Origin of the sequence: Streptomyces sp. SJL17-4, assembly GCF_036826855.1 — a bacterium.
Taxonomy (GTDB): Bacteria; Actinomycetota; Actinomycetes; order Streptomycetales; family Streptomycetaceae; genus Streptomyces.
In genome coordinates, this window is sequence record NZ_CP104578.1 from 4,285,425 (window position 1) to 4,306,604 (window position 21,180).

The 21,180-nt window shown below is 71.2% G+C and carries 20 protein-coding genes; 12 read left to right on the plus strand and 8 right to left on the minus strand.

Annotated elements, in window-relative coordinates; genetic code table 11:
* The first annotated feature begins 39 nt into the window (after nucleotides 1–39).
* The 3 genes from pheA (at nucleotide 40) to N5875_RS19185 (ending at nucleotide 3,566) form a co-directional block, all read left to right on the plus strand.
* Nucleotides 40–975, plus strand: a complete 936-nt coding sequence (gene pheA / locus N5875_RS19175; protein ID WP_318208313.1) for a prephenate dehydratase — start codon at nucleotides 40–42, stop codon at nucleotides 973–975.
* A 498-nt stretch (nucleotides 976–1,473) separates the two neighbouring features.
* Nucleotides 1,474–2,763, plus strand: a complete 1,290-nt coding sequence (gene serS, locus N5875_RS19180) for a serine--tRNA ligase (protein WP_318208312.1) — start codon at nucleotides 1,474–1,476, stop codon at nucleotides 2,761–2,763.
* Nucleotides 2,760–3,566: an HAD family hydrolase gene (locus tag N5875_RS19185; RefSeq protein ID WP_338495087.1), complete on the plus strand. Its 807-nt coding sequence runs from the start codon at nucleotides 2,760–2,762 to the stop codon at nucleotides 3,564–3,566. The genes serS and N5875_RS19185 overlap by 4 nt, the downstream gene beginning before the upstream one ends.
* Before the next feature lie 136 nt (nucleotides 3,567–3,702).
* Here the strand turns inward: N5875_RS19185 and N5875_RS19190 are convergent, their stop codons facing one another.
* Entirely contained in the window at nucleotides 3,703–4,362 is a 660-nt protein-coding gene (locus N5875_RS19190; protein ID WP_338495088.1) for a rhomboid-like protein, read from the minus strand.
* Between the two features lie 35 nt (nucleotides 4,363–4,397).
* A complete protein-coding gene (gene lpdA, locus N5875_RS19195) occupies nucleotides 4,398–5,801 on the minus strand; it encodes a dihydrolipoyl dehydrogenase (protein ID WP_318208309.1) in 1,404 nt (467 codons plus the stop codon).
* Nucleotides 5,802–5,924: 123 nt separating this feature from the next.
* Between lpdA and N5875_RS19200 the strand changes: the two genes are divergently transcribed.
* Together N5875_RS19200 and N5875_RS19205 are read left to right on the plus strand one after the other, a co-directional pair.
* Nucleotides 5,925–6,602 carry a FadR/GntR family transcriptional regulator gene (locus N5875_RS19200; protein ID WP_318208308.1) on the plus strand — a complete coding sequence of 226 codons (678 nt, stop codon included), beginning with the start codon at nucleotides 5,925–5,927 and terminating at the stop codon, nucleotides 6,600–6,602.
* The gene (locus N5875_RS19205) at nucleotides 6,602–7,900 is read left to right on the plus strand and encodes an MFS transporter (protein ID WP_338495090.1); all 1,299 of its coding nucleotides are present in this window, start codon (nucleotides 6,602–6,604) and stop codon (nucleotides 7,898–7,900) included. The genes N5875_RS19200 and N5875_RS19205 overlap by 1 nt, the downstream gene beginning before the upstream one ends.
* Nucleotides 7,901–7,987: 87 nt before the next feature.
* Here the strand turns inward: N5875_RS19205 and N5875_RS19210 are convergent, their stop codons facing one another.
* The 4 genes from N5875_RS19210 to N5875_RS19225 are packed head-to-tail and all read right to left on the minus strand — an operon-like array spanning nucleotide 7,988 to nucleotide 11,533.
* On the minus strand, nucleotides 7,988–8,707 hold the full coding sequence (locus tag N5875_RS19210; protein WP_318208306.1) for an ABC transporter permease subunit: 720 nt from the start codon (nucleotides 8,705–8,707) through the stop codon (nucleotides 7,988–7,990).
* Nucleotides 8,708–8,721: 14 nt separating this feature from the next.
* Nucleotides 8,722–9,633, minus strand: coding sequence for an ABC transporter ATP-binding protein (locus tag N5875_RS19215; protein ID WP_318208305.1), 912 nt, complete (start codon nucleotides 9,631–9,633; stop codon nucleotides 8,722–8,724).
* The gene (locus N5875_RS19220; protein WP_318208304.1) at nucleotides 9,630–10,541 is read right to left on the minus strand and encodes an ABC transporter permease; all 912 of its coding nucleotides are present in this window, start codon (nucleotides 10,539–10,541) and stop codon (nucleotides 9,630–9,632) included. The genes N5875_RS19215 and N5875_RS19220 overlap by 4 nt, the downstream gene beginning before the upstream one ends.
* Nucleotides 10,538–11,533, minus strand: a complete 996-nt coding sequence (locus N5875_RS19225) for an ABC transporter ATP-binding protein (RefSeq protein WP_338499202.1) — start codon at nucleotides 11,531–11,533, stop codon at nucleotides 10,538–10,540. Before N5875_RS19225 ends, N5875_RS19220 begins: the two co-directional genes overlap by 4 nt.
* A gap of 263 nt (nucleotides 11,534–11,796) precedes the next feature.
* Between N5875_RS19225 and N5875_RS19230 the strand changes: the two genes are divergently transcribed.
* From N5875_RS19230 to N5875_RS19255, 6 genes are all read left to right on the plus strand, one after another.
* Entirely contained in the window at nucleotides 11,797–12,642 is an 846-nt protein-coding gene (locus N5875_RS19230; RefSeq protein WP_318208303.1) for a M24 family metallopeptidase, read from the plus strand.
* Nucleotides 12,642–14,435 carry an SDR family oxidoreductase gene (locus N5875_RS19235; protein WP_318208302.1) on the plus strand — a complete coding sequence of 598 codons (1,794 nt, stop codon included), beginning with the start codon at nucleotides 12,642–12,644 and terminating at the stop codon, nucleotides 14,433–14,435. The genes N5875_RS19230 and N5875_RS19235 overlap by 1 nt, the downstream gene beginning before the upstream one ends.
* 89 nt (nucleotides 14,436–14,524) lie before the next feature.
* Entirely contained in the window at nucleotides 14,525–15,472 is a 948-nt protein-coding gene (locus N5875_RS19240; protein WP_318208301.1) for a MerR family transcriptional regulator, read from the plus strand.
* Nucleotides 15,473–15,594: 122 nt separating this feature from the next.
* Entirely contained in the window at nucleotides 15,595–16,155 is a 561-nt protein-coding gene (locus tag N5875_RS19245) for an RNA 2'-phosphotransferase (RefSeq protein ID WP_318208300.1), read from the plus strand.
* 15 nt (nucleotides 16,156–16,170) lie between these two features.
* Nucleotides 16,171–16,623 carry a hypothetical protein gene (locus tag N5875_RS19250; RefSeq protein ID WP_338495093.1) on the plus strand — a complete coding sequence of 151 codons (453 nt, stop codon included), beginning with the start codon at nucleotides 16,171–16,173 and terminating at the stop codon, nucleotides 16,621–16,623.
* A gap of 25 nt (nucleotides 16,624–16,648) precedes the next feature.
* Complete coding sequence (locus tag N5875_RS19255) at nucleotides 16,649–17,542, plus strand: LLM class flavin-dependent oxidoreductase (RefSeq protein WP_338495094.1); 894 nt, start codon at nucleotides 16,649–16,651, stop codon at nucleotides 17,540–17,542.
* Between the two features lie 115 nt (nucleotides 17,543–17,657).
* Here the strand turns inward: N5875_RS19255 and N5875_RS19260 are convergent, their stop codons facing one another.
* Nucleotides 17,658–18,179 (minus strand): DUF6083 domain-containing protein, encoded by a 522-nt coding sequence (locus N5875_RS19260; protein ID WP_338495096.1) that lies wholly within the window; start codon nucleotides 18,177–18,179, stop codon nucleotides 17,658–17,660.
* Nucleotides 18,180–18,440: 261 nt separating this feature from the next.
* On the opposite strand from N5875_RS19260, the gene N5875_RS19265 reads away from it, so the two are divergent.
* Nucleotides 18,441–19,322 (plus strand): HAD hydrolase family protein, encoded by an 882-nt coding sequence (locus N5875_RS19265; protein WP_318208296.1) that lies wholly within the window; start codon nucleotides 18,441–18,443, stop codon nucleotides 19,320–19,322.
* Nucleotides 19,323–19,434: 112 nt separating this feature from the next.
* On the opposite strand, the gene N5875_RS19270 is transcribed toward N5875_RS19265, so the two are convergent.
* Nucleotides 19,435–21,147 carry a GAF domain-containing protein gene (locus tag N5875_RS19270; RefSeq protein WP_318208295.1) on the minus strand — a complete coding sequence of 571 codons (1,713 nt, stop codon included), beginning with the start codon at nucleotides 21,145–21,147 and terminating at the stop codon, nucleotides 19,435–19,437.
* Nucleotides 21,148–21,180: the final 33 nt, after the last annotated feature.

The window sequence follows — 21,180 nt, forward strand, 5'->3', positions numbered from 1 at the left end:
GGGGCGGCCCGCGGCTCCGGGGCCCATTAGGGTGACGGTATGTCCGCCACCCGGTACACGTATCTCGGCCCCGAGGGCACCTTCACGGAGGCCGCGCTGCGTACGCTGCCCGAGGCCGCGACGAGGGAACTCGTCCCCATGGTCTCGGTCCCGGCCGCGCTCGACGCCGTACGGAACGGAGAGGCCGCCGCCGCTCTCGTACCGATCGAGAACTCGGTCGAGGGCGGGGTGACCGCGACCCTCGACGAGCTGGCCTCCGGCGAGCCGCTGATGATCTACCGCGAGGTGCTCCTGCCGATCGCCTTCGCGCTGCTCGTACGGCCCGGGACCAAGCTGTCGGACATCAAGACCGTGACGGGCCATCCGGTGGCCCAGCCGCAGGTCCGGAACTGGCTGCGGGCGCATCTGCCCGAGGCGCTGTGGGAGTCGGCCGCCTCCAACGCGGACGGGGCCCGGCTCGTGCAGGAGGGCCGCTTCGACGCCGCCTTCGCGGGGGAGTTCGCGGCGGCGACGTACGGCCTCGAAGCGCTGGTCACCGAGATCCACGACGCGGAGAACGCCGAGACCCGCTTCGTCCTCGTGGGCAGGCCGGCCCGGCCCGCTGCGCCGACCGGCGCGGACAAGACCTCGGTGGTGCTCTGGCTGGGTGACGATCATCCGGGTGCCCTCCTCGAACTGCTCCAGGAATTCGCGGTGCGCGGGGTGAACCTGATGCTGATCCAGTCCCGGCCCACGGGGGCGGGGATCGGGAACTACTGCTTCGCCGTGGACGCCGAGGGCCATATCTCGGACCGGCGGGTGGGCGAGGCGCTGATGGGGCTCAAGCGGATCTGCCCCAAGGTGCGCTTCCTCGGCTCGTACCCGAGGGCGGGCGTCGCGGTCGAGGACGTGGCGGCGCTGCGGCGCGGCACCTCGGACGGGGAGTTCATGGCGGCCTCCGACTGGCTGGCGAGGGCCCAGGACGGTCGGGCCTGACCCGATACTGACCGAACGCTTCCGTCGACGGGAGCGTTCGTCCACAGGTGCGAACCACTAGTCCTACCTGCATATTTTTCAGTTACCCACAGCGGTTATCCACAGGCCCTGCACTCCGCCTGGGGACAAGTCGACAGCTCACCCCGACAAGGTCGACAAATCGCCCTAGCCACTCCTCGACTCCACCCCAACTGTCCACAGTGCGGGGAAGAGGCCCTCGTCAGCACGGTTCGCTCGACCAACTCTTTGGAGCGAGTAATTCCCACCCAAATGAGTGCCTGAATGACGTTTGATCACGGAATTCCCAGGGCCGGGGCGGGAAATCCACGCGATCTTCCCCGTAGTCCACAGATCTTCCGCACAGCCTGTGGATAACTAAATGCAGAGCCCGACTCCCGGCATTCTCACGGGTGTCAATTCGGGCATAACGTCACGCGTGACAACACGCGTGACGTTATCCGGTGGGGGCGGGTGAACGCGCACCGGTAGCCTGGTGGGGTGATTGACCTTCGCCAGCTCCGTGAGGACCCCGACCGTGTTCGCGCCTCCCAGCGCGCCCGTGGAGAGGACGTCGCGCTCGTCGACGCCCTGCTCTCCGCCGATGAGCGGCGCAGGTCGTCCGGCGTCCGCTTCGACGAGCTCCGATCCGAGCAGAAGGCGCTCGGCAAGCTGATCCCCAGGGCCACCCCGGAGGAGCGCGCCGAGCTCCTCCAGAAGGCCGAGCAGCTCAAGACCGACGTCAAGGCCGCCGAGGCCGAGCAGAACGAGGCCGACGAGACGGCCAAGCAGCTGCTGCTCCAGCTCGGAAACATCGTCCACACCGACGTCCCGGTCGGCGGCGAGGAGGACTTCGTCGTCCTCGAGACGCACGGCACCATCCGCGACTTCGCGGCCGAGGGCTTCGAGCCCAAGGACCACCTGGAGCTCGGCGAGGCGCTCGGCGCCATCGACGTCGAGCGGGGCGCCAAGGTCTCCGGCTCGCGCTTCTACTACCTGACCGGCGTGGGCGCCCTCCTGGAGCTCGCCCTGGTCAACGCGGCGATCGCGCAGGCCACCGAGGCCGGCTTCATCCCCATGCTGACCCCGGCGCTCGTCCGTCCGCGCGCCATGGAGGGCACCGGCTTCCTCGGCCAGGCCGCGGAGAACGTGTACCACCTGGAGAAGGACGACTACTACCTCGTCGGCACGTCCGAGGTGCCCCTCGCGGCGTACCACATGGACGAGATCATCGACGCGGACAAGCTGCCCCTGCGGTACGCGGGCTTCTCGCCCTGCTTCCGCCGCGAGGCCGGCACGTACGGCAAGGACACCCGCGGCATCTTCCGCGTGCACCAGTTCGACAAGGTCGAGATGTTCTCGTACGTCGCGCCGGAGGACGCCGAGGCCGAGCACAAGAGGCTCCTGGAGTGGGAGAAGCAGTGGCTGACCGCTCTGGAGCTGCCGTTCCAGGTCATCGACGTCGCCACGGGTGACCTCGGTGCCTCCGCCTCCCGCAAGTTCGACTGCGAGGCGTGGATCCCGACCCAGGGCAAGTACCGCGAGCTGACCTCGGCCTCGAACTGCGACAGCTTCCAGGCCCGTCGTCTCTCCGTCCGCATGCGCGACGAGCAGGGCGGCAAGAAGACCGTGCAGCCGCTGGCCACGCTGAACGGCACGCTCTGCGCCGTACCGCGCACGATCGTGGCGATCCTGGAGAACCACCAGCTGCCCGACGGTTCGGTGCGCGTCCCGGAGATGCTGCGGCCCTACCTCGGTGGCCGTGAGGTCCTGGAGCCGATCGCCAAGTGAGCCCCTTCCCCTACCGCCTGGTCGCGACGGATCTCGACGGCACGCTGCTGCGCGCCGACGAGTCCGTCTCGGCCCGTACGCGGGACGCGCTCGCCGCCGTCACCGCGGCGGGCGCCGCGCACATCGTCGTCACCGGCCGGGCGGTGCCCTGGACCCGGCACATCCTGGACGACCTCGGCTACGAGGGCATCGCGGTGTGCGGGCAGGGCGCGCAGGTCTACCACGCGGGGGAGCACCGGCTGCTCACCTCGCTGACGCTGGACCGGCAGCTCGCGGGGCTCGCCCTCTCGAAGATAGAGGCGGAGGTCGGTCCGCTGGCGCTGGCCGCGAGCCGGGACGGTCTGGAGGGCGAGGTCCTGATGGGCCCCGGCTACCGGGCGCACCCGGGGCCGCTGCCGTACGTGCCGTACGAGGACCCGGCGGAGCTGTGGGCGGCCCCGCTGACCAAGCTCTACCTCCAGCACCCGACGCTGTCCGACGACGAGCTGACCAGGGCCGCCCGTGCGACGGTCGGCGGTCTCGTCGACATCGTCATGGCGGGGCCCGGGGTGGTGGAGATCCTTCCGCTCGGGCTGAGCAAGGCGACCGGTCTCTCGCTCGCGGCGCGCCGGCTGGGCGTGAAGGCGGCGGAGACGATCGCCTTCGGCGACATGCCCAACGACATCCCGATGTTCGGCTGGGCGGCCCACGGCGTGGCCATGGGCAACGCGCACGACGAACTGCGCGCGGTGGCGGACGAGATCACGACGTCCAACGAGGAGGACGGCATCGCCGTCGTCCTGGAACGCCTGCTGTCGGTCTGACCGGGACCGGCCTCCGGGGCAAAGGACTCGCGACAGGCCCCGGGACAAAGAAAAGGGGCGGCCCGCGCGGACCGGGTCCACGCGCTCGAAGCGGCCGCCCCTTCTTTTCGGGGGATCCCCCGTTCCCCCCGTACAACTAGTGTGCGCCGGGCCCCTGTTCGGGGGCGACTGGTTTTCCGCGGGTGAGCGGGTGGCAGGCGAGGCCGACGGCCAGGGAGATCGCGTGCCCGAGATCGGTGTACGTGCGGTCGGCGAGCAGCGGTACGACGAAGAAGGCCACCACTCCCGCGAGGTAGAGCCAACGCCAGGGGCGGGCGAGCCGGTACGTGAGGATGCCCGCCGAGGCGGCGAGACCGTAGCTGACCCCGATGTCCACGACATGCGCCATGCTGCGCGGCACGTCGTGGAGGCGGATGGCCACGAGGACGACCTGCTGGCTGATCAGAGTGGCCGCGATATGGGCCGTGGCGACGGTGAAGACCCATTTCGCCGTACCGAGCCACCGCTCCACGGGCGCGTGGATCAGCTCGAACAGCGCCGCGTACAGCAGCAGATCGGCCGGGTCCTCGATCCAGAACGCGCTGCCGAGCAGCGCCCGCAGCGGGTGGTGGGACAGCTGGTGGAGATTGCTGCTGTTGCGGTGCAGCAGATACGTGTCGATGCCGTGGGGGGACAGCGCGATGACGAGGCTGGTGATCGCGATGACCGCGAGCCAGAGATGCGTACCGGGTGACGAACGCACCCACGACCTGAGCGGTCGGGACGGTTCGCCACCCGGGGAGGTCTCGGGAGGCACGTGTCCGTGCCTATCACCCCGAACCGGTGGAAACCTCAGAAATTGATCATGTGTCCGGCAATGCCGTGGATCGCTTCCTTCACGGCCTCGCCCAGCGTCGGGTGCGCGTGGACGTTCCGCGCGACCTCGTGGACGGTGAGGTCCCACTGCTGCGCCAGGGTCAGCTCGGGGAGCAGCTCGGTGACGTCGGGGCCGATGAGGTGGGCGCCGATGATCTCGCCGTGCGTCCCGTCCGCGATGATCTTCACGAAGCCGGTGGCGTCGCCGAGGCCGTGCGCCTTGCCGTTGGCCACGAAGGGGAACTTGGCGACCTTGACGTCGTAGCCCTTCTCGCGGGCCTGCGCCTCGGTCCAGCCGAAGCTGGCGATCTGCGGCTGGCAGTAGGTCGCGCGGGGGATCATCGGGTAGTCGAGCTCCATGGTCTCCGCGTCCCCGATGGTCTCGGCGGCGATGACACCCATGGCCTCGGCGGTGTGCGCGAGCATCAGCTTCGCGGTGACGTCACCGATGGCGTAGATGTGCGGCACGGAGGTGCGGCAGCGGCCGTCGACGTCGATCGCACCGCGCTCGGTGAGGGCGACGCCGGTGGCCTCCAGGCCGTAGCCGGAGACGTTCGGGGCGAAGCCGATGGCCTGGAGGACCTTGTCGGCCTCCAGGACCTTCTGGGCGCCGTCCTTGCCGGTGACGGTGACGCGGACCTGCGGGCCGGTCTCGTCGATGGCCTCGACGCGGGTCGAGGTCAGGACGTCGATGCCGAGCTTGCGGTACTGCTTCGCCAGCTCCTTGGAGACCTCTTCGTCCTCCAGCGGCGCGATCCGGTCGAGGAACTCGACGATCGTGACCTTGGTGCCGTAGTTGTTGAGGACGTACGCGAACTCGATGCCGATCGCTCCGGCGCCGGCGATGATGATCGACTGCGGGGCGTCCTCGGCGAGGATCTGCTCCTCGTACGACACGACGCGCTCGCTGCGGGCGGTGCCCGGGAGCAGTCGCGGGGTGGCGCCGGTGGCGATGATGCAGTTGTCGAACTGGATCGTCTCCGAGGTGCCGTCGGACTTGGCGACCTGGAGGGTGTTCGCGTCGAGGAAGGTTCCCCGGCCGTTGAACTCGGTGATCCCGTTCTTCTTCATGAGGAAGTGAACGCCCTTGACGCGGCCGTCCGCGACCGAGCGGCTGCGGCGGAACGCCTCGGTGTAGTCGAAGGAGACGGTGCCGTCGACCTTGATGCCGAAGGTCTTGGCCTCGTGGTTGAAGATGTGGGCCAGTTCCGCGTTGCGCAGCAGCGCCTTGGTGGGGATGCAGCCGACGTTCAGGCAGACACCGCCCCAGTACTTCTCCTCGACGACCGCGACCCGCTTGCCCAGCTGGGCGGCGCGGATGGCGGCGACGTAGCCGCCGGGGCCAGCTCCGAGTACGACGACGTCGAAGCGGTCTGACATGACTGACTCCCGAGGGTGGTGAGGGTGTTCGGTCCACGTACGGGCCCACAGTAGTCCGGTGTCCCGCCCACGGTCAGTTGTAGGATGACCGGGCAACCGGGCAAATGGAGAGGTCGGAACGGCATGGCACTCAGGGCGACGGGGCGGACCTCGTTGGTGGACTCCGTGGTGGACCAGCTGCGGACGCAGCTCGCGGACGGCGAGTGGGCGGTCGGCGACCGCATCCCGACCGAGCACGAGCTCGCCCAGCAGCTCGGTGTGGGCCGCAACACCGTCCGCGAGGCGGTCCGGGTCCTGGTCCACGCGGGCCTGCTCGAATCCCGTCAGGGCAACGGCACCTTCGTCAGGTCGACCGCCGATCCGGCGGCCGTGCTGCGCGGAGTACGGCACGCGGGCGCGGCCGACGTCCTCGAACTCCGGGTCGCCCTGGAGGCCGAGGCCGCGCGGCTCGCGGCGGCCCGGCGGGACACCCACGACCTGCTGCGGCTCCGGGCGGCCCTCACCACGCTCCGCGAGGAGGGCGACCGGAACGCGGACGCCGACCTCGCCTTCCACCTCGCGGTCGTCGGCGCCACCCACAACGCGGCCTTCGTCGAGGTGTACCGGTTCTTCTCCGCCCAGGTCCACGAGGTGCTCGTGGAGGCCCTCGGCGACCGGGAGATGCCGCCGGTCGACATCGACGCCCACGAGGCCCTGGTCACGGCGATCGAGGCGGGCGACCCGGAGGCGGCGGAGCGCCAGGCCCGCGAACTGCTGCGGCTCCCGATGGAGACGGTCGCGGCGCTGACGGAGAACTCCTGATGAGCGCGGAGACCCGTACGGCGGGTTCCGCCGCGCCCTCCTCCGTACCGCCGCCCGTACTCGTCGACGCGGAGGCCGGGGTCCCGGCGTCGGCCGCCGGGGCGGCGGCGCGGCGGGCGCTGCTCGCGCACCCGGCGCTGCTCCTGGTCGGGATCGTGCTGGCCTCGCTGAACATGCGGGCCGCGCTGGCGAGCGTGGCGCCGCTGGTCGGCGAGATATCCGGGGCCCTCGGGCTCTCCTCCACGGCGAGCTCGCTCGTGACTTCGGTGCCGGTGCTGTTCCTCGGCGTGGGCGCGCTCGTCGCACCCTGGCTGGGGCGCCGGTTCGGCGCCGAACGCGTGCTGTTGGCCGCGCTGCTGCTGCTCGCCGTCGGGATCCTCGCGCGCGTGCTGCCCTCCGTGTACGCGCTGTACGGCGGCGGGATCCTCGTCGGCACCGCGATCGCCCTGCTCAACGTGCTGATGCCGGGCCTGATCAAGCGTGACTTCCCGGACCGTGCCGCGGCGATGACCTCGGTCTACACGGGCGCGATGATCGCCGGTGCGACGGTCGCGGCGGCGGCCGCCGTGCCGCTGGAGAAGGCGCTCGGCGGGGGCTGGGAGGGCTCGCTCGGCTTCTGGTCCCTGCTCGCCGTGGTCGCCGCGGTCGCCTGGCTGCCGCAGGTACTGATCGCCCGGGGCCGCACCGGCCACGAGGTACGGGCCGTCCCGGCCGCCGGGGCCCGCCCGGTGAGCGTCTGGCGCTCGGCGCTCGCCTGGCAGGTCACGCTCTTCATGGGCCTGCAGTCGCTCTGGTCGTACGTGCTGATCGCCTGGATGCCGACGATCTTCACCGATCACGGGATGAGCCGCTCGACGGCCGGTGTCGTCTTCGCCTTCAACAACCTGATCCAGGTCGCGGGTGCCTTCGTGGTGCCGCTGCTGGCCGGCCGGATGCGGAGCCAGCGTCCGCTGATCGTGCTGGTCACCACGCTGGTCGCGGCCGGTTACGCCGGTCTGATGGTGGCGCCGGTGGAAGGTGCCTGGCTGTGGTCGGCGGTGCTCGGGATCGGTCAGGGCGGGGCCGTCGGTCTCGCCCTGACCCTGATCGTGCTGCGCTCCGGGGACGCGGTGACCGCGGCCCGGCTGTCCGGGATGGCCCAGACGGTCGGCTATCTGCTCGCCGCCGCGGGCCCGCTCGCGGCCGGCGCCCTGCACCAGGCCACCGGCTCCTGGACGCTGCCGATCTGCGGGGTCCTCGGCGTCTGCGCGGCCGCGCTCACCGTGGGGCTCCTCGCCGCCCGGGACCGGACGGTGTGAGGTCGGGGGGTTGCGGTGCGGCTCCGGGGTGGGGCTCCCGGGGGTGGGACGCCCTGCCTCGGAGCCGTACCGCTTCCGTGTCCGCTTCTACTCCTCGCCCGCCAGCTTCAGCGTGCGGAGCTTGAAGCCGGCGAACCAGGTCGCCACGATCGTGACCGCGGAGAGGAGCACGACCGCCGTGGTGAGGCCGACCTCGGAGGTGATCAGGCCGTCACCGGTGACCCTCTCCGCGAGGGCGAGCGCCCACTGCTGGACGCTCAGGGTGCGCGCGCCCTCGATCAGGGAGCCGAACAGGGCCTCCCACACCAGGGCGTAGACCAGGCCGATGACCACCGCGTGGCGGCTGATCGTGCCCAGCAGCAGGAACAGCGCGCTGTAGGCGATGGAGGCCACGAGCGCCGCCACCGTGTACGCCACGGCCACCTGCTGGCCGTTGCCGTTGAGGATGAAGCCGGCGATGAACGTCGGTACCGCGGAGAAGACCATCGTCACCGCGATCGCGACGATCAGCTTCGTGAAGATGATCGAGGGCCGCTTCACCGGCTTGGACAGCAGATAGACGATCGAGCCGTCGTCGATCTCGGGTCCGATCGCGCCCGTACCGGCGATCACACCGATCAGCGGGACCATCGTGGCCAGCGCGAAGCCGCCGAGGACATCGGCCGCGACCTGGTCGTCCGCCCCGTTGAAGGCGCGCACCGCCGCCGAGATGACCAGCAGCATGCCGGGCAGCAGGAAGAGGATCAGGGCCCGGCGGCGGCCGAGGAGGGCCCGGTAGGTGAGCCGGGCGACTGTGGGGTTGTACATCGGTCAGGCTCCTTTCAGGCCGCGACGAGGTATGAGAAGACCGATTCGAGGGACTCGTCCGAGGGCGAGACCGTCAGCAGACGGATCCCCCGCTCGCGCGCGACCTTCGGCAGCAGCTCGGTGAACCGCCCGAAGTCCACCGCCTGGATGCGCAGTCCGCCATCCACGTGGTCGACCTCGATGCCGGCCGTGGACGGGTCGGCGATCAGCGCCGCGGCGAGTGCCCGGTCGTCGCTGGAGCGGACCAGGTAGCGGTGCGGCCGGTCCGTCATCAGCCGGCGGATCTTGCGGAAGTCGCCGGAGGCCGCGTGGCGCCCGGCCACGATCACCTCGATGTGGGAGGCCAGCTGCTCGACCTCCTCCAGGATGTGCGAGGAGAACAGCACCGTGCGCCCGTCCGCGCCCATCTGCCGCAGCAGGTCCATCAGCTGCATGCGCTGGCGCGGGTCCATGCCGTTGAACGGCTCGTCGAGCAGCAGCACCGACGGGTCGTGCACGAGGGCCGAGGCCATCTTCACGCGCTGCCGCATGCCCTTGCTGTACGTGGAGATCTTGCGGTCCTGCGCGTACTCCATCTCGACCGTGGCCAGGGCCTGCTGGGCCTCCTTGGCACCGAGGCCCTGCAGTTCGGCGTTGGCCACGACGAATTCGCGGCCGGTGAGGAAGTCGTACATCGCCTCCCGCTCGGGCACGACGCCGATCTCGCGGTAGACCGACTCGTTCCCCCAGATCGTCTGCCCGTCGAGGGTGACGCTGCCGGTGGAGGGGTCGAGGAAGCCGCCCATCATGTTGATCAGGGTGGACTTTCCCGCGCCGTTCGGCCCGAGGAGGCCGGTGACACCCGGGCCCACCGTCATGGTGACGTCGTTCACGGCCACGACGTTTCCGAACCAGCGGGAGACGTGGTCGATGTGGAGCGTTGTCACAGCCCGACCTTTCGGTAGCGGCGCATCAGGATGCCGTACGAGCCGGCGACGAGCGCGAGGACGACCAGCAGATAGACCGCGCCGATACCGGCGCCCGGCCCCTCGCCCCCGGGGAAGGAGGAGGGCGCGCCGAGGAAGGCGGTCTGCACGCCGTCGATGAGCGTGATCGGCGAGAAGAGGCCGAGCCAGGAGATGGCGCCCAGGTTGTCCGTGCCGTAGGCGATGCCCTGGAGCGTCGAGACCGCTCCGTACGAGATCGTCAGCACACCGATCACGGCGGCGACACCGAAGCCGCGGCGCGGGGTGAGCGCGGCCATGACCAGCCCGACGCCGCCGAAGAGCAGCGAGAGCAGGGCCACGGAGAGCAGTCCCTGGCCGAACATCTGCGTCTGGGTGCCGAAGTCCATCTTGGCCAGCAGGGAGCCGATCCAGAGGATCAGGAGGGGGACCGCGGTCAGCAGGAAGAGCGCCGAGGCCATCGCGCCGAACTTGGCGAGCACGTAGTCCGCGCGCTCGATCGGCCGGGAGAAGTACAGCGGCACGGTCCTGAACCGGAGGTCGCGGGAGACCGACTGCGGCGCCTGCGAGGCCAGGTAGATGCCGATGACGACCTGGAGGAAGATCGCGTACTGGGTGTACTCGATCGACAGCTTGGACTGCTTCGTGACGACCGCGACCGCGACGATGATCAGCGCGGGTACGCACATCACGCCGGAGAGCAGCATCGGCAGCACCTTGGACTTGGCGCTGCGGCCCAGGCCGTACGCGCCGCGCAGGGACTGCGAGAACAGCGACCTGCGCGCGTACGCCCGGCCGAGACGCGGGCCGTCGTAGGAGCGGTAGCCGATGTTGTGGATGCGGGTCGTGTCGGGAGCGGCCTGGGAGGGCTGCGGGATCTGGGTGCTCATCGGGCCGGCACCTCCTCGTGCTGCGGGTCCTCGTGCTGCGGGTCCTGGTGCTGCTGGGACGCCTCGGGGCGGAAGACCTCGGCGATGTGGTGGCGGCGCTGCTCCATGCGGACGAGACCGAGGCCGAGGTCGGCGACGGTGTCCCGCACGAGGTCGTACGTCTCCTCGCCCGGGGCCTCCAGGAGAAGGATGTGGCCGGCGCCGGGCAGGCCCTCCTCCACGCCCGCGTGGAGCGTGACGCCCGCGGCGGCGAGGGCGGCGCGGAGGGCCGCCGTACCGTCCGCGTGGCTGTCGGAGTCGGTGACCTCGACGGCGAGCGTCGTGGTCGTCCGGGTGAAGTCGCTGGTGGAGCTGGAGCGGAGGAGCCGGCCGCCGTCGATGACGACGACGTGGTCGCAGGTGCGCTCCAGCTCGCCGAGGAGGTGCGAGGTGACGAGGACGGAGATGCCGAAGTCGGTCCAGACCCGGCGGATCAGTCCCAGCATCTCGTCCCGGCCGACCGGGTCCAGACCGTTGGTCGGCTCGTCCAGGAGGACCAGCTTCGGGTCGTGGACCAGGGCCTGGGCGAGCTTCACGCGCTGCTTCATGCCGGTCGAGTAGCCGCCCATCGGGCGGTACCGCTCCTCGTACAGACCGACGTGCCGCAGGGTGTCGGCGGTCCGCTCGCGGGCGGCGGTCGCGGGCAGCCCGGACATCCGCGCCATGTGGACGACGAACTCGGTGGCCGAGACGTCCGGCGGGAGGCAGTCGTGCTCGGGCATGTAGCCCACACGCTCACGGATCTCGGCGCCGTGCGTCCGCACGTCCATGCCGAGGACCTGGGCGGTGCCCTCCGTGGCGGGGGAGAGTCCGAGCAAGATTTTGATCATGGTGGACTTGCCGGCTCCGTTGGCACCCACGAGTCCGGTCACACCGGGTCCGATGTCCAGGGAGAGCCGGTCAAGAGCGGTCACCCGGGGGAACCGCTTGCTGAGGCTTTCGGTCGCGATCACAGTCACGCCTTCGACGGTAGTGGCCTGCGCCACAGCGGTCGTCAGCCCAACGGCTCGATCCTTGTCCGACCAGAGGAGTACAAGCCAGTAGGGGAGCTCGCGACCAAAGTCTTTTCCAGAGGCCCGGCGGGCTGGTCGGGCCGTCGGTTTTCCACAGGGCGCCGTCGGACCTCTTGACGCAGCCGCCGGGCATTGTCACATTCATCGGTGTCAAGTTACGGACGCGTAGCGCAGTCGGGCGCTCACACGGGACGGCGGGTGGCATGGCCTCAGCAGTGACAGGCGAACTCTCCGCGGAGCTGCGGGGGTTCAGGGAAGTACAGCGGCTCTCCTACGCGTGCGCGGAGGCCGTCGCGGCTCAGCTCAAGCCGGGGGTGACCGAGCGCGAGGCCGCACGGATGCAGCGCGAGTGGCTGTACGAGCGGGGGGTGCGGGACTGGTTCCACCGGCCGTTCGCCTGGTTCGGGGACCGCACCGCCTTCGTCGACTTCAAGATCCCGCTGCAGTTCTTCCCGACGAACCGGCGCCTGGAGGCGGGGATGCCGTTCATCCTCGACATGGCCCCGGTGTTCAAGGGGTACACGGCCGACATCGGCTACAGCGGCTGCCTGGGGCTCAACCCCCTGCACGACAAGCTGCTCGCCGATCTCCAGGACCACCGCGAGCTGATCCTGCGCGAGGTGCGCGAGCGCCGCTCGCTCCGCGAGATCTACCAGGACGTCGACCGGCTCATGGTCCGCCAGGGGTACGCGAACCGGCACCGGGCCTATCCCTTCGGCGTGATAGCCCACAAGATCGACCGGGTGAAGGAGCGCCGCTGGTCGCCGAGCGTCTTCGGCTTCGGCACCCAGGCGCTCAAGGGCCTCGCGAGCGACGCCCTGCACGGCCACCGGGACGGCTGGTCTCCGCTCTGGTCGCCGTACACGTTCTCCGACCACCCGCCGCAGCCCGGCCTGTGGGCGGTCGAGCCGCACCTCGGATTCCGGGGGACGGGCGCGAAGTTCGAGGAGATCCTGGTCGTCACCGACTCCCGGGACCCCGAGCAGAGCGCGTTCTGGCTGGACGACGATCTGCCGCATGTGCGGCGCTGGAACGAGGGGGCGGTCTGATGGCGGGGCTCAACGGAGCGCGGGAGCGCTGGGTCCGTACGGGCGGGATCGAGCTGTGTGTCGCCGAACTCGGCGAAGAGGGCCGGCCCACCGTGCTGCTCGTGCACGGCTACCCGGACTCCAAGGAGGTGTGGACGGAGGTCGCCGCCCGGCTCGCCGAGGACTTCCACGTCGTCCTCTACGACATCCGCGGCCACGGGCGCTCGACCGCGCCGGCACCACTGCGCGGCGGCTTCACCCTGGAGAAGCTGACGGACGACTTCCTCGCGGTCGCCGATGCCGTCAGCCCGGACCGGCCGGTGCACCTCGTCGGCCACGACTGGGGTTCGGTGCAGTCCTGGGAGTTCGTGACCGTCCCGCGCACCGAGGGCCGGATCGCCTCCTTCACCTCGATGTCGGGGCCCTCCCTCGACCATTTCGGGCACTGGATCAAGCGGCGGATGACGCGGCCCACCCCGCGCCGGGTCGGCCAGCTCCTCGGCCAGGGCGCCAAGTCCTGGTACGTGTACATGCTGCACACGCCCGTGCTGCCGGAGCTCGCCTGGCGCGGCCCGCTCGGCAAGCGCTGGCCGAAGATCCTGGAGCGCGTCGAGAAGGTCCCGGCCGGCGACTACCCGACGCCCTCCCTGCCGAGCGACGCGGCGCACGGCGCCTGGCTCTACCGGGACAACGTCCGGGCCCGCCTCAGCAGGCCACGCCCCGACGCGTACGCACACGCGCCCGTGCAGCTGATCACGCCGACCGGCGACGCCTTCCTCTCCGAGCGGCTCTACGACGACCTGGGCGACTGGGTGCCGGACCTGACCCGGCGCACGCTGCCGGCGAAGCACTGGGTGCCGCGCACCCGGCCCGACCAACTGTCCGCCTGGATCGGCGAGTTCGTCCGGGCCAACGAGGAACCGGCGACGAAGGCACCCGCGCCCGTCGCCGCGACGGTGGCGAAGAGCGGGGTGAAGCCGGCGTACGCGGAGCGGTTCGGCGGCCAGCTGGTCCTGGTGACCGGGGCGGCCAGCGGCATCGGACGGGCCACCGCCTTCGCGTTCGCGGAGGCCGGCGCCCGGGTCGTCGCCGTCGACCGGGACGCCGAGGGCGCGGTCCGCACGGCCGAGATGGCCCGGCTGATCGGCGCCCCGGAGGCCTGGGGCGAGACCGTCGACGTCGCCGACGAGCAGGCGATGGAGAAGCTCGCCGCCAAGGTGGCGAGCGAGTACGGAATCGTCGACGTCCTCGTCAACAACGCGGGCATCGGGCTCACCGGCTCCTTCTTCGACACGACCAGCGAGGAGTGGAAGCGGGTCCTCGACGTCAATCTGTGGGGCGTGATCCACGGGTCCCGGGTCTTCGGCGCGCAGATGACGGCGCGCGGCCAGGGCGGCCACATCGTCAACACCGCGTCCGCCGCGGCCTTCCAGCCCTCCCGTGCCCTGCCCGCGTACAGCACGTCGAAGGCAGCGGTGCTGATGCTCAGCGAGTGCCTGCGCGCCGAACTGGCCGACCAGGGCATCGGGGTGTCCGCGATATGCCCCGGCATCGTCAACACCAACATCACGGCGACCGCACGGTTCGCGGGGGTCACCGACGAGGCGGAGGAGAAGCGGCGCCAGCGGAAGGCGTCCCGGTTGTACGGCCTGCGGAACTTCCCGCCGGAGAAGGTCGCGGACGCGATCCTGGGGGCGGTCCTGCACAACCGCGCGGTCGTCCCGGTGACACCCGAGGCACGGGGCGCGCACTTCCTGTCGCGGCTCAGCCCGGGGACACTGCGGGCCTTCGCGCGGTGGCAGCCGCCGGCGTAGGGCCGGCCGGCGCGGACGGTCGTACGATCGATCCCCTGCAGGAGGGCCCCGCGGCGGCGGGGTGGAGCGAGCGGTCGGTGGGAGCGGGTTTGTCCGAGCAATCAGCACGGCCGGAGTACCGGATCGAGGATCTCGCCCATCACAGCGGGGCCACGGTCCGGACGATCCGCGCCTACCAGGACCGCGGGCTGCTGCCCCGCCCGGAGCGGCGGGGCAGGTCGAACGTGTACGGGGACGCGCACCTCGCGCGGCTCCGGCAGATCGCCGACCTCCTCGACCGGGGCTACACCCTGGCCTCGATCAAGGAGCTCCTGGAGGCCTGGGACACCGGCCGGGGACTCGGCGGGGTGCTCGGTCTGGTCGCGGAGGTGCACGGCCCGTGGACGGACGAGGAGGCGGACCGGATCTCCCGCGCGGAGCTCGAGGCCCGCTTCGGCGGCACGCCGGACGAGGCGGCCATTCTGGAGGCCGTCGAGCTCGGCGTACTGGAGCCGCTTCCGGACCGTGAGACGGAGGAGTACCTCGTACCGAGCCCCCAGGAGCTCGCCGTGGCCGCCGAGTTGTACGCGGCGGGGGTACCGCTCTCGGCAATCACCGGGCACCTGAGGGAACTTCGGGATCAGGTGGAGCACATAGCCTCCCGTTTCCTGGAGTTCACGACCGAGCACGTCTTCGCGCGCTATCTGGAGCACCGGCCGCCGACGGACGCGGACGCGAACGAGGCGGCGACGATGGTCCGGCGCCTCCGGCCGCTCGCCCAGCAGACGGTGGACGCCGAACTGGCGCGCGCGATGCAGTTGTTGGCCACCCAGCACCTCCAGATCCATCTCTCGCCCCACGCACCGCCGGTGAAGGACGACGAGCCGCGGACGGTGGCGCTACCGGCCGGGACGGTGCGGGCCGTTCAGGACCTGGTGGGTCCGGAGAAGGTCGCGGCCTTCGTCGCGGCCGCGACAGAACGGGAGATCCACAAAAGGACATTGGACGCGCTTACCTCAACCAGCCCAAAAGATGGCGAACTTACTCAATCCACCTGAAAAACAAGGCCCGTTGTCCACAGAATCGCCAACTAGCCTGTGGATAACTCACTTTGGCTGTGGATCAAACCTGTGTATGAAAAACAATGGTCCGGCGATCCGGCCTCCGCCATGCTGACCGAATGACCCGACAACAACCACCGGACGAACGTCGTACGGTGAAGATCTCGAAGTACCTCTCCAAGCATCTGCGCCACCAGCCCGAGCGCATCGGCCTCGTCCTCGACCCGCAGGGGTGGACGGAGATCGACGCGCTGCTCGCGGCCCTCGCCCGGAACAACTTCCCGATCACCCGCGCGGAACTCGACCACGTCGTCGCGACCAACGACAAGAAGCGCTTCGCCGTCGAGGGCAGCCGCATCCGCGCCAGCCAGGGCCACACCGTCGAGGTGGACCTCGACCTGCCGCCCGCGGAACCGCCCGCGTACCTCTACCACGGTACGGTCGCCGCGGCGCTCCCCGCGATCCGGGCGGAGGGGCTGCGCCCGATGGCCCGCCACCACGTCCACCTCTCCCCCGACCGGGAGACGGCGACGCGGGTCGGCGCCCGCCGCGGACGGCCGGTCGTGATCGCCGTCGACGCCGGTGCCATGCACCGGGCCGGACATGTCTTCCGCGTCAGCGCCAACGGGGTCTGGCTCGCGGACTCCGTCCCGCCGGAGTTCCTCCGCCTTCCCGGCTGAGGCATGATCGTTCCCATGGTTCACCCGCACCTGCCCAGCGCCGAAGCGGCCGTCGTCGCGATCCGCGAGCTCGCCCGGGAGTTCGACCTGGAGATGACGGTGACCGACGACATCGGGGCGGACCAGACGTCCCGGCGTACGTCCTCCGGCGCGTTCACGGTCCTCGACGACGACGGCTCGCTGCCGCACGAGGCCTATGTCGAACTGGGCGGCTCGCCCTCCGTCACCGTGCAGATCTTCCCCGAGGACGACGCCCGGATCATCGTCGACGGCATCGAGTTCGCGGACGTCCCCCGCGACTCCGTCCCCGCCTTCGTCCGCGCGGTCCACGGCGGCACCGCCCACGTGAAGGGACGTTTCTTCCCGCCCGGCTGGTGGCTGGTCGTCCCGCTGCCCGGCGACGAGACGTACAAGGAGCTCGTGCCCGGCGCCTCGCTCACCCCCTGGATGAACCGCACCGTCCGCTGACCTTCCCGCGCGTATCGTGGCAGCCATGCGCTTGAGTACGGTGATCCTCCCCATCCACCGGTGGAGGGAGGGACAGAAGACCTGGCAGCGGGCCGAAGAACTCGGCTTCCACGCCGCTTACACCTATGACCACCTGTCCTGGCGGACCTTCCGGGACGGCCCGTGGTTCGGAGCTCTGCCCACCCTCACGGCGGCGGCGACGGCGACCGAGCGGATCCGGCTCGGCACGCTCGTGACCTCGCCGAACTTCCGCCACCCGGTGACGCTCGCCAAGGAGCTGATGGCTCTCGACGACATCTCCGGCGGCCGGATCACGCTCGGCATCGGCGCGGGCGGCAATGGCTTCGACGCCACCGCGCTGGGGCAGGAGCCGTGGACGCCGAAGGAGCGCGCGGACCGTTTCGCCGAGTTCGTGCCGCTGCTCGACCGGCTCCTCACCGAGGACGCGGTGACGGAGCGGGGAACCTTCTACTCGGCGGACGAGGCCCGGAACATTCCCGGCTGCGTCCAGCGCCCCCGGCTGCCGTTCGCGGTCGCGGCGACCGGTCCGCGCGGGCTGAAGCTGGCGGCGCGGTACGGGCAGGCGTGGGTGACGACGGGTGACCCGAAGATCTTCGAGGCAGGCACCCCGGAGCAGTCGGTGGCGGCGCTGCGCGGCCAGATCGAGAAGCTCGGCAAGGCGTGCGCCGATACCGGACGTGAGGTGGCCGAGCTCGACAAGGTCCTCCTGACGGGCTTCACCCCGGACCGGGGCCGGCCGCTGGAGTCCGTGGACGCGTTCGTCGACTTCGCGGGGCGCCACCGCGAGCTGGGCTTCACCGAGATCGTGATCCACTGGCCGATCCCGGACTCGGACTTCGCCGCCGACCAGCAGGTCTTCGAGCGGATCGCCGCGGAGGCGCTCGCTCAGCTGCGCTGACGGCGCGCCGTCGAGATTCGGTCGTCGGGGCATTCGGTCGTCGCGGCGTTTCGGTCGTCGCGGCGTTCCGGTCATCGAGGCGTTCCGGTCGCCGAGTGGGCGTTCGCCCGGTGGATCAGGCGATCCGCCGGGCGTGGGCCCGCCACAGGGCCAGCAGGACGAGGGACCCGACCGGTTCCGGACCCGCCGCGCAGACGTCGAAGTGACTGACCCGGCATGTGTCGGACGGGACGGCGGAGCCCAGATTGACCGCGGTTCCGTCCCCCGCGACGCGCCACCGGCTGCCGGCCGGGACGGCGGCGGTCGTCAGCTCCCCGGGTTCGATCATGATCCAGCGGCCCCGGAGCGTCCGGTGCCAGGCACCCTGGCCCCCGCACCTCCGGCAGGCCGAGGTGGCCGGACCCACCGCTCTCGGCGCGGAGGGTGTGGACCCCCCGGACCGGGGCTCCGGTACGCCGACGGCCGCGCGCCGGACGTCCCGTACCGCCTCCCCGAAGCGGGCGTCCCGTACGACGCCACCGCCGCGCACCACGAACGACGCGGCGTCGACCAGACCCGCCAGAACGTCTCCCACCAGCACCGGGTCCCGGGCGGGCTGCGCCGCGCCCGCTCCCTCGCACTCCGGGCAGAGGAACATGCCGAGACTCGGGACCCACGTCCCGTACGGCGCACCGCAGGAGTCGCACTCGTCGTTTCTCCGGCCCGAGCCCATGCCCCGCCCCCCTTGAGACGTCATCAGCTCTCAGGGATCTTCCCCGTCAGCCCGAAAACGAACGGACGTTTACGGCCACGTCGGGGCGTAAGCACCCGGCCGCCGGGGAAAAGCCCGCCCGAAAACCGGCCACTCATATGTGCGGCTCCCCGCACGCCCGTGCGCTCGGTGCGGAAGAATGGTGCGGTGACCTCTCCCCGTTCCCCGCGCACCCCCGCCCCGACGGTCCGACTGATCGCCACCGACCTCGACGGCACGCTCCTGCGCGACGACAAGTCCCTGTCCGAGCGCACGGTCGCCGCCCTCGCCGCCGCCGAGCAGGCCGGGATCGAGGTCTTCTTCGTCACCGGCCGCCCCGCCCGCTGGATGGATGTCGTCAGCGACCACGTCCACGGCCACGGCCTCGCGATCTGCGCCAACGGCGCCGCGGTCGTCGACCTCCACGCCGGAGGCACCTTCGTCGAGGTGCGCCCGCTGGAGCGGCCGGCCGCCATGGACGTCGTCGTGGCCCTCCGCGCCGCCGCGCCCGGGACCTCCTTCGCGGTCGAGCTCACCACCGGCATCCACTACGAGCCGCACTACCCGCCGTTCCATCTCGACCCCGGCGCGACCGTCGCCACCGCCGAGAAGCTCCTCTTCGAGGAGGCGCCCGGCGCCGCGGCCCCGGTCCTGAAACTGCTCGCCAAACACCCGGACCTCGACCCCGACGCGTTCCTGGCACTGGCCAGAGGGGCCGCCGGAGACCGGGCCTCGTTCACCCGCTCGGGCCCCTCCGCCCTCATCGAGATCAGCGGCCTCGGCGTCTCCAAGGCGTCCACCCTGGCCCGGTGCTGCGCCGAGCGCGGGATCACGGCCGCCGAGGTCGCGGCCTTCGGCGACATGCCCAACGACATCGAGATGCTGAGCTGGGCGGGCCGTTCCTACGCCATGGGCACGGCCCACCCCGACGTGATCGCCGCCGCCTCCGGCCGTACGGTCGGCAACAACGAGGACGGGGTGGCCGTCGTCGTCGAACAGCTGGTGGCCGAGGCACTGCGCGCGGCCGGAACCCCGGCACCGCAGGGCTGAGACCCACTCGCAGGACTGAGACGCACCACACCCGCAGGACCGACACACACCCGGCGGCCCGACGCCCGAGCCCACGGGCGGCCGGGGGGGGAGCGGCCCACAGCTCTCAGGCCTACAGCGGCGCCTCCCACACCACCGTCGTCCCGCCGCCGTCCTCCCCGATGCCCGGCCCGCACCAGCTCGCGCCGCCCAGCGACTCGGCCCGGCGCGCCAGGTTGCGCAGGCCGCTGCGCCGCCCGCCCGCCGGGATGCCGATGCCGTCGTCGGCGACTTCGAGCCGTACCCCGGAGGAGCCGTCGGGCAGGGTGACGCCCGCGTCGACGACCACCTCGATCCGGCTCGCCTCCGCGTGCCGGAAGGCGTTGGACAGCGCCTCGCGGAGGGCGGCGATGAGGTTCTTGCCGGTGAGCTCGCCGACCGTGGCGTCGATCGCGCCGAGGAAGCGGTGCGCGGGTTTGAAGCCGAGCGGTACGGCCGCCATGTTGATCTCCCGCAGGACGCGGGTCCGCAGCCCCGACGGGGCCTCGGCGGGACCCTGCTGGAGCGCGAAGATCGCCGTACGGATCTCCTGGATGGTCACGTCCAGCTCGTCCACGGCCTTGCCGACGCCCTCGCGCACGGCCGGCACGATCGACCGGCGCTGGGCGCTCTCCAGCATCATGCCGGTGGCGAACAGCCGCTGGATGACGAGATCGTGCAGGTCACGCGCGATCCGGTCGCGGTCCTCGTACACGGCGAGGCGCTCCCGGTCCCGCTGTGCGTCGGCCATCATCAGGGCCAGCGCCGCCTGCGAGGCGAACTGGGTGGCGAGCGTCCGCTCCGTCTCGGTGAACTGCCGCCCGCCCCGCACCCGGGGCGTGGCGAGCGCGCCGAGCACCCGCCCGCCGCTCTGCAGCGGCAGCATCATGCTGGGGCCGTACGGGGAGGTCAGCCGGCTGACCATGCGCGGGTCCGTCGAGGCGTCCGCCACGAAGACCGCCTCGCCCTCCAGGAGCCGCCGCACCACGGCGCTCTCCGGCGGGATCACCACGCCCAGCGACTTCGTGGACCGGGGGGAGGAGACGGCGACGATCTCCAGGCCGCCGTCCTCGGCGGGCAGCATCACGATCCCCGCGTCGGCGTCGGCGAGGCGGCGGGCCTGCTCGGCGACGACCGTGAGGGCGTCGTCCGCGTCTCCGCCGGAGAGCAGCGCGGTGGTGACGGCGACGGAGCCGTCGATCCACCGTTCGCGCTGGCGGGCGGCCTCGTACAGGCGGGCGTTGCCGATGGCGATGCCCGCCTCGGTGGCGAGCACCCGGACCATGTGGACGTCGTAGTCGTTGAACTCGCCGCCGCCGTGCTTCTCCGCGAGGTACAGATTGCCGAAGATCTCGCCCTGGACCCTGATGGGAACACCGAGGAAGGTCCGCATCGGCGGATGTCCGGGAGGGAAGCCGGCCGCGCGCGGATCGGCGGAGAGGTCGGCGAGGCGGATCGTCTGGGGGTCACGGATGAGCGCGCCGAGCAGCCCGGCGTGCCCGTCGGGGCGGTGCCCGATCCGGTGGGCCACCTCCTCACCGACGCCGAAGGTGACGAAGTCGGACAGACCCTTGCCCTCTTCGTCGACGACGCCGATGGCGGCGTAGCGGGCGTCGGCGAGCTCGGCGGCGGTCTCGCAGATGCGGTCGAGGGTGGAGTGGAGTTCGAGCCCGGTACCCACCGAGCGCATGGCTTCCAGGAGCTGTGGCACGCGGGCGGTGAGCTCCGTGGACAGCCCCTGGAGGCTGCGGGTGGCCTGGGTGGCGGCTTCCAGGGGGTCCGAGGCGTCGGACGCTGCGGCGGTCATGGACTTGAGCCTAGTAAGTCCTATTTGGCGAGA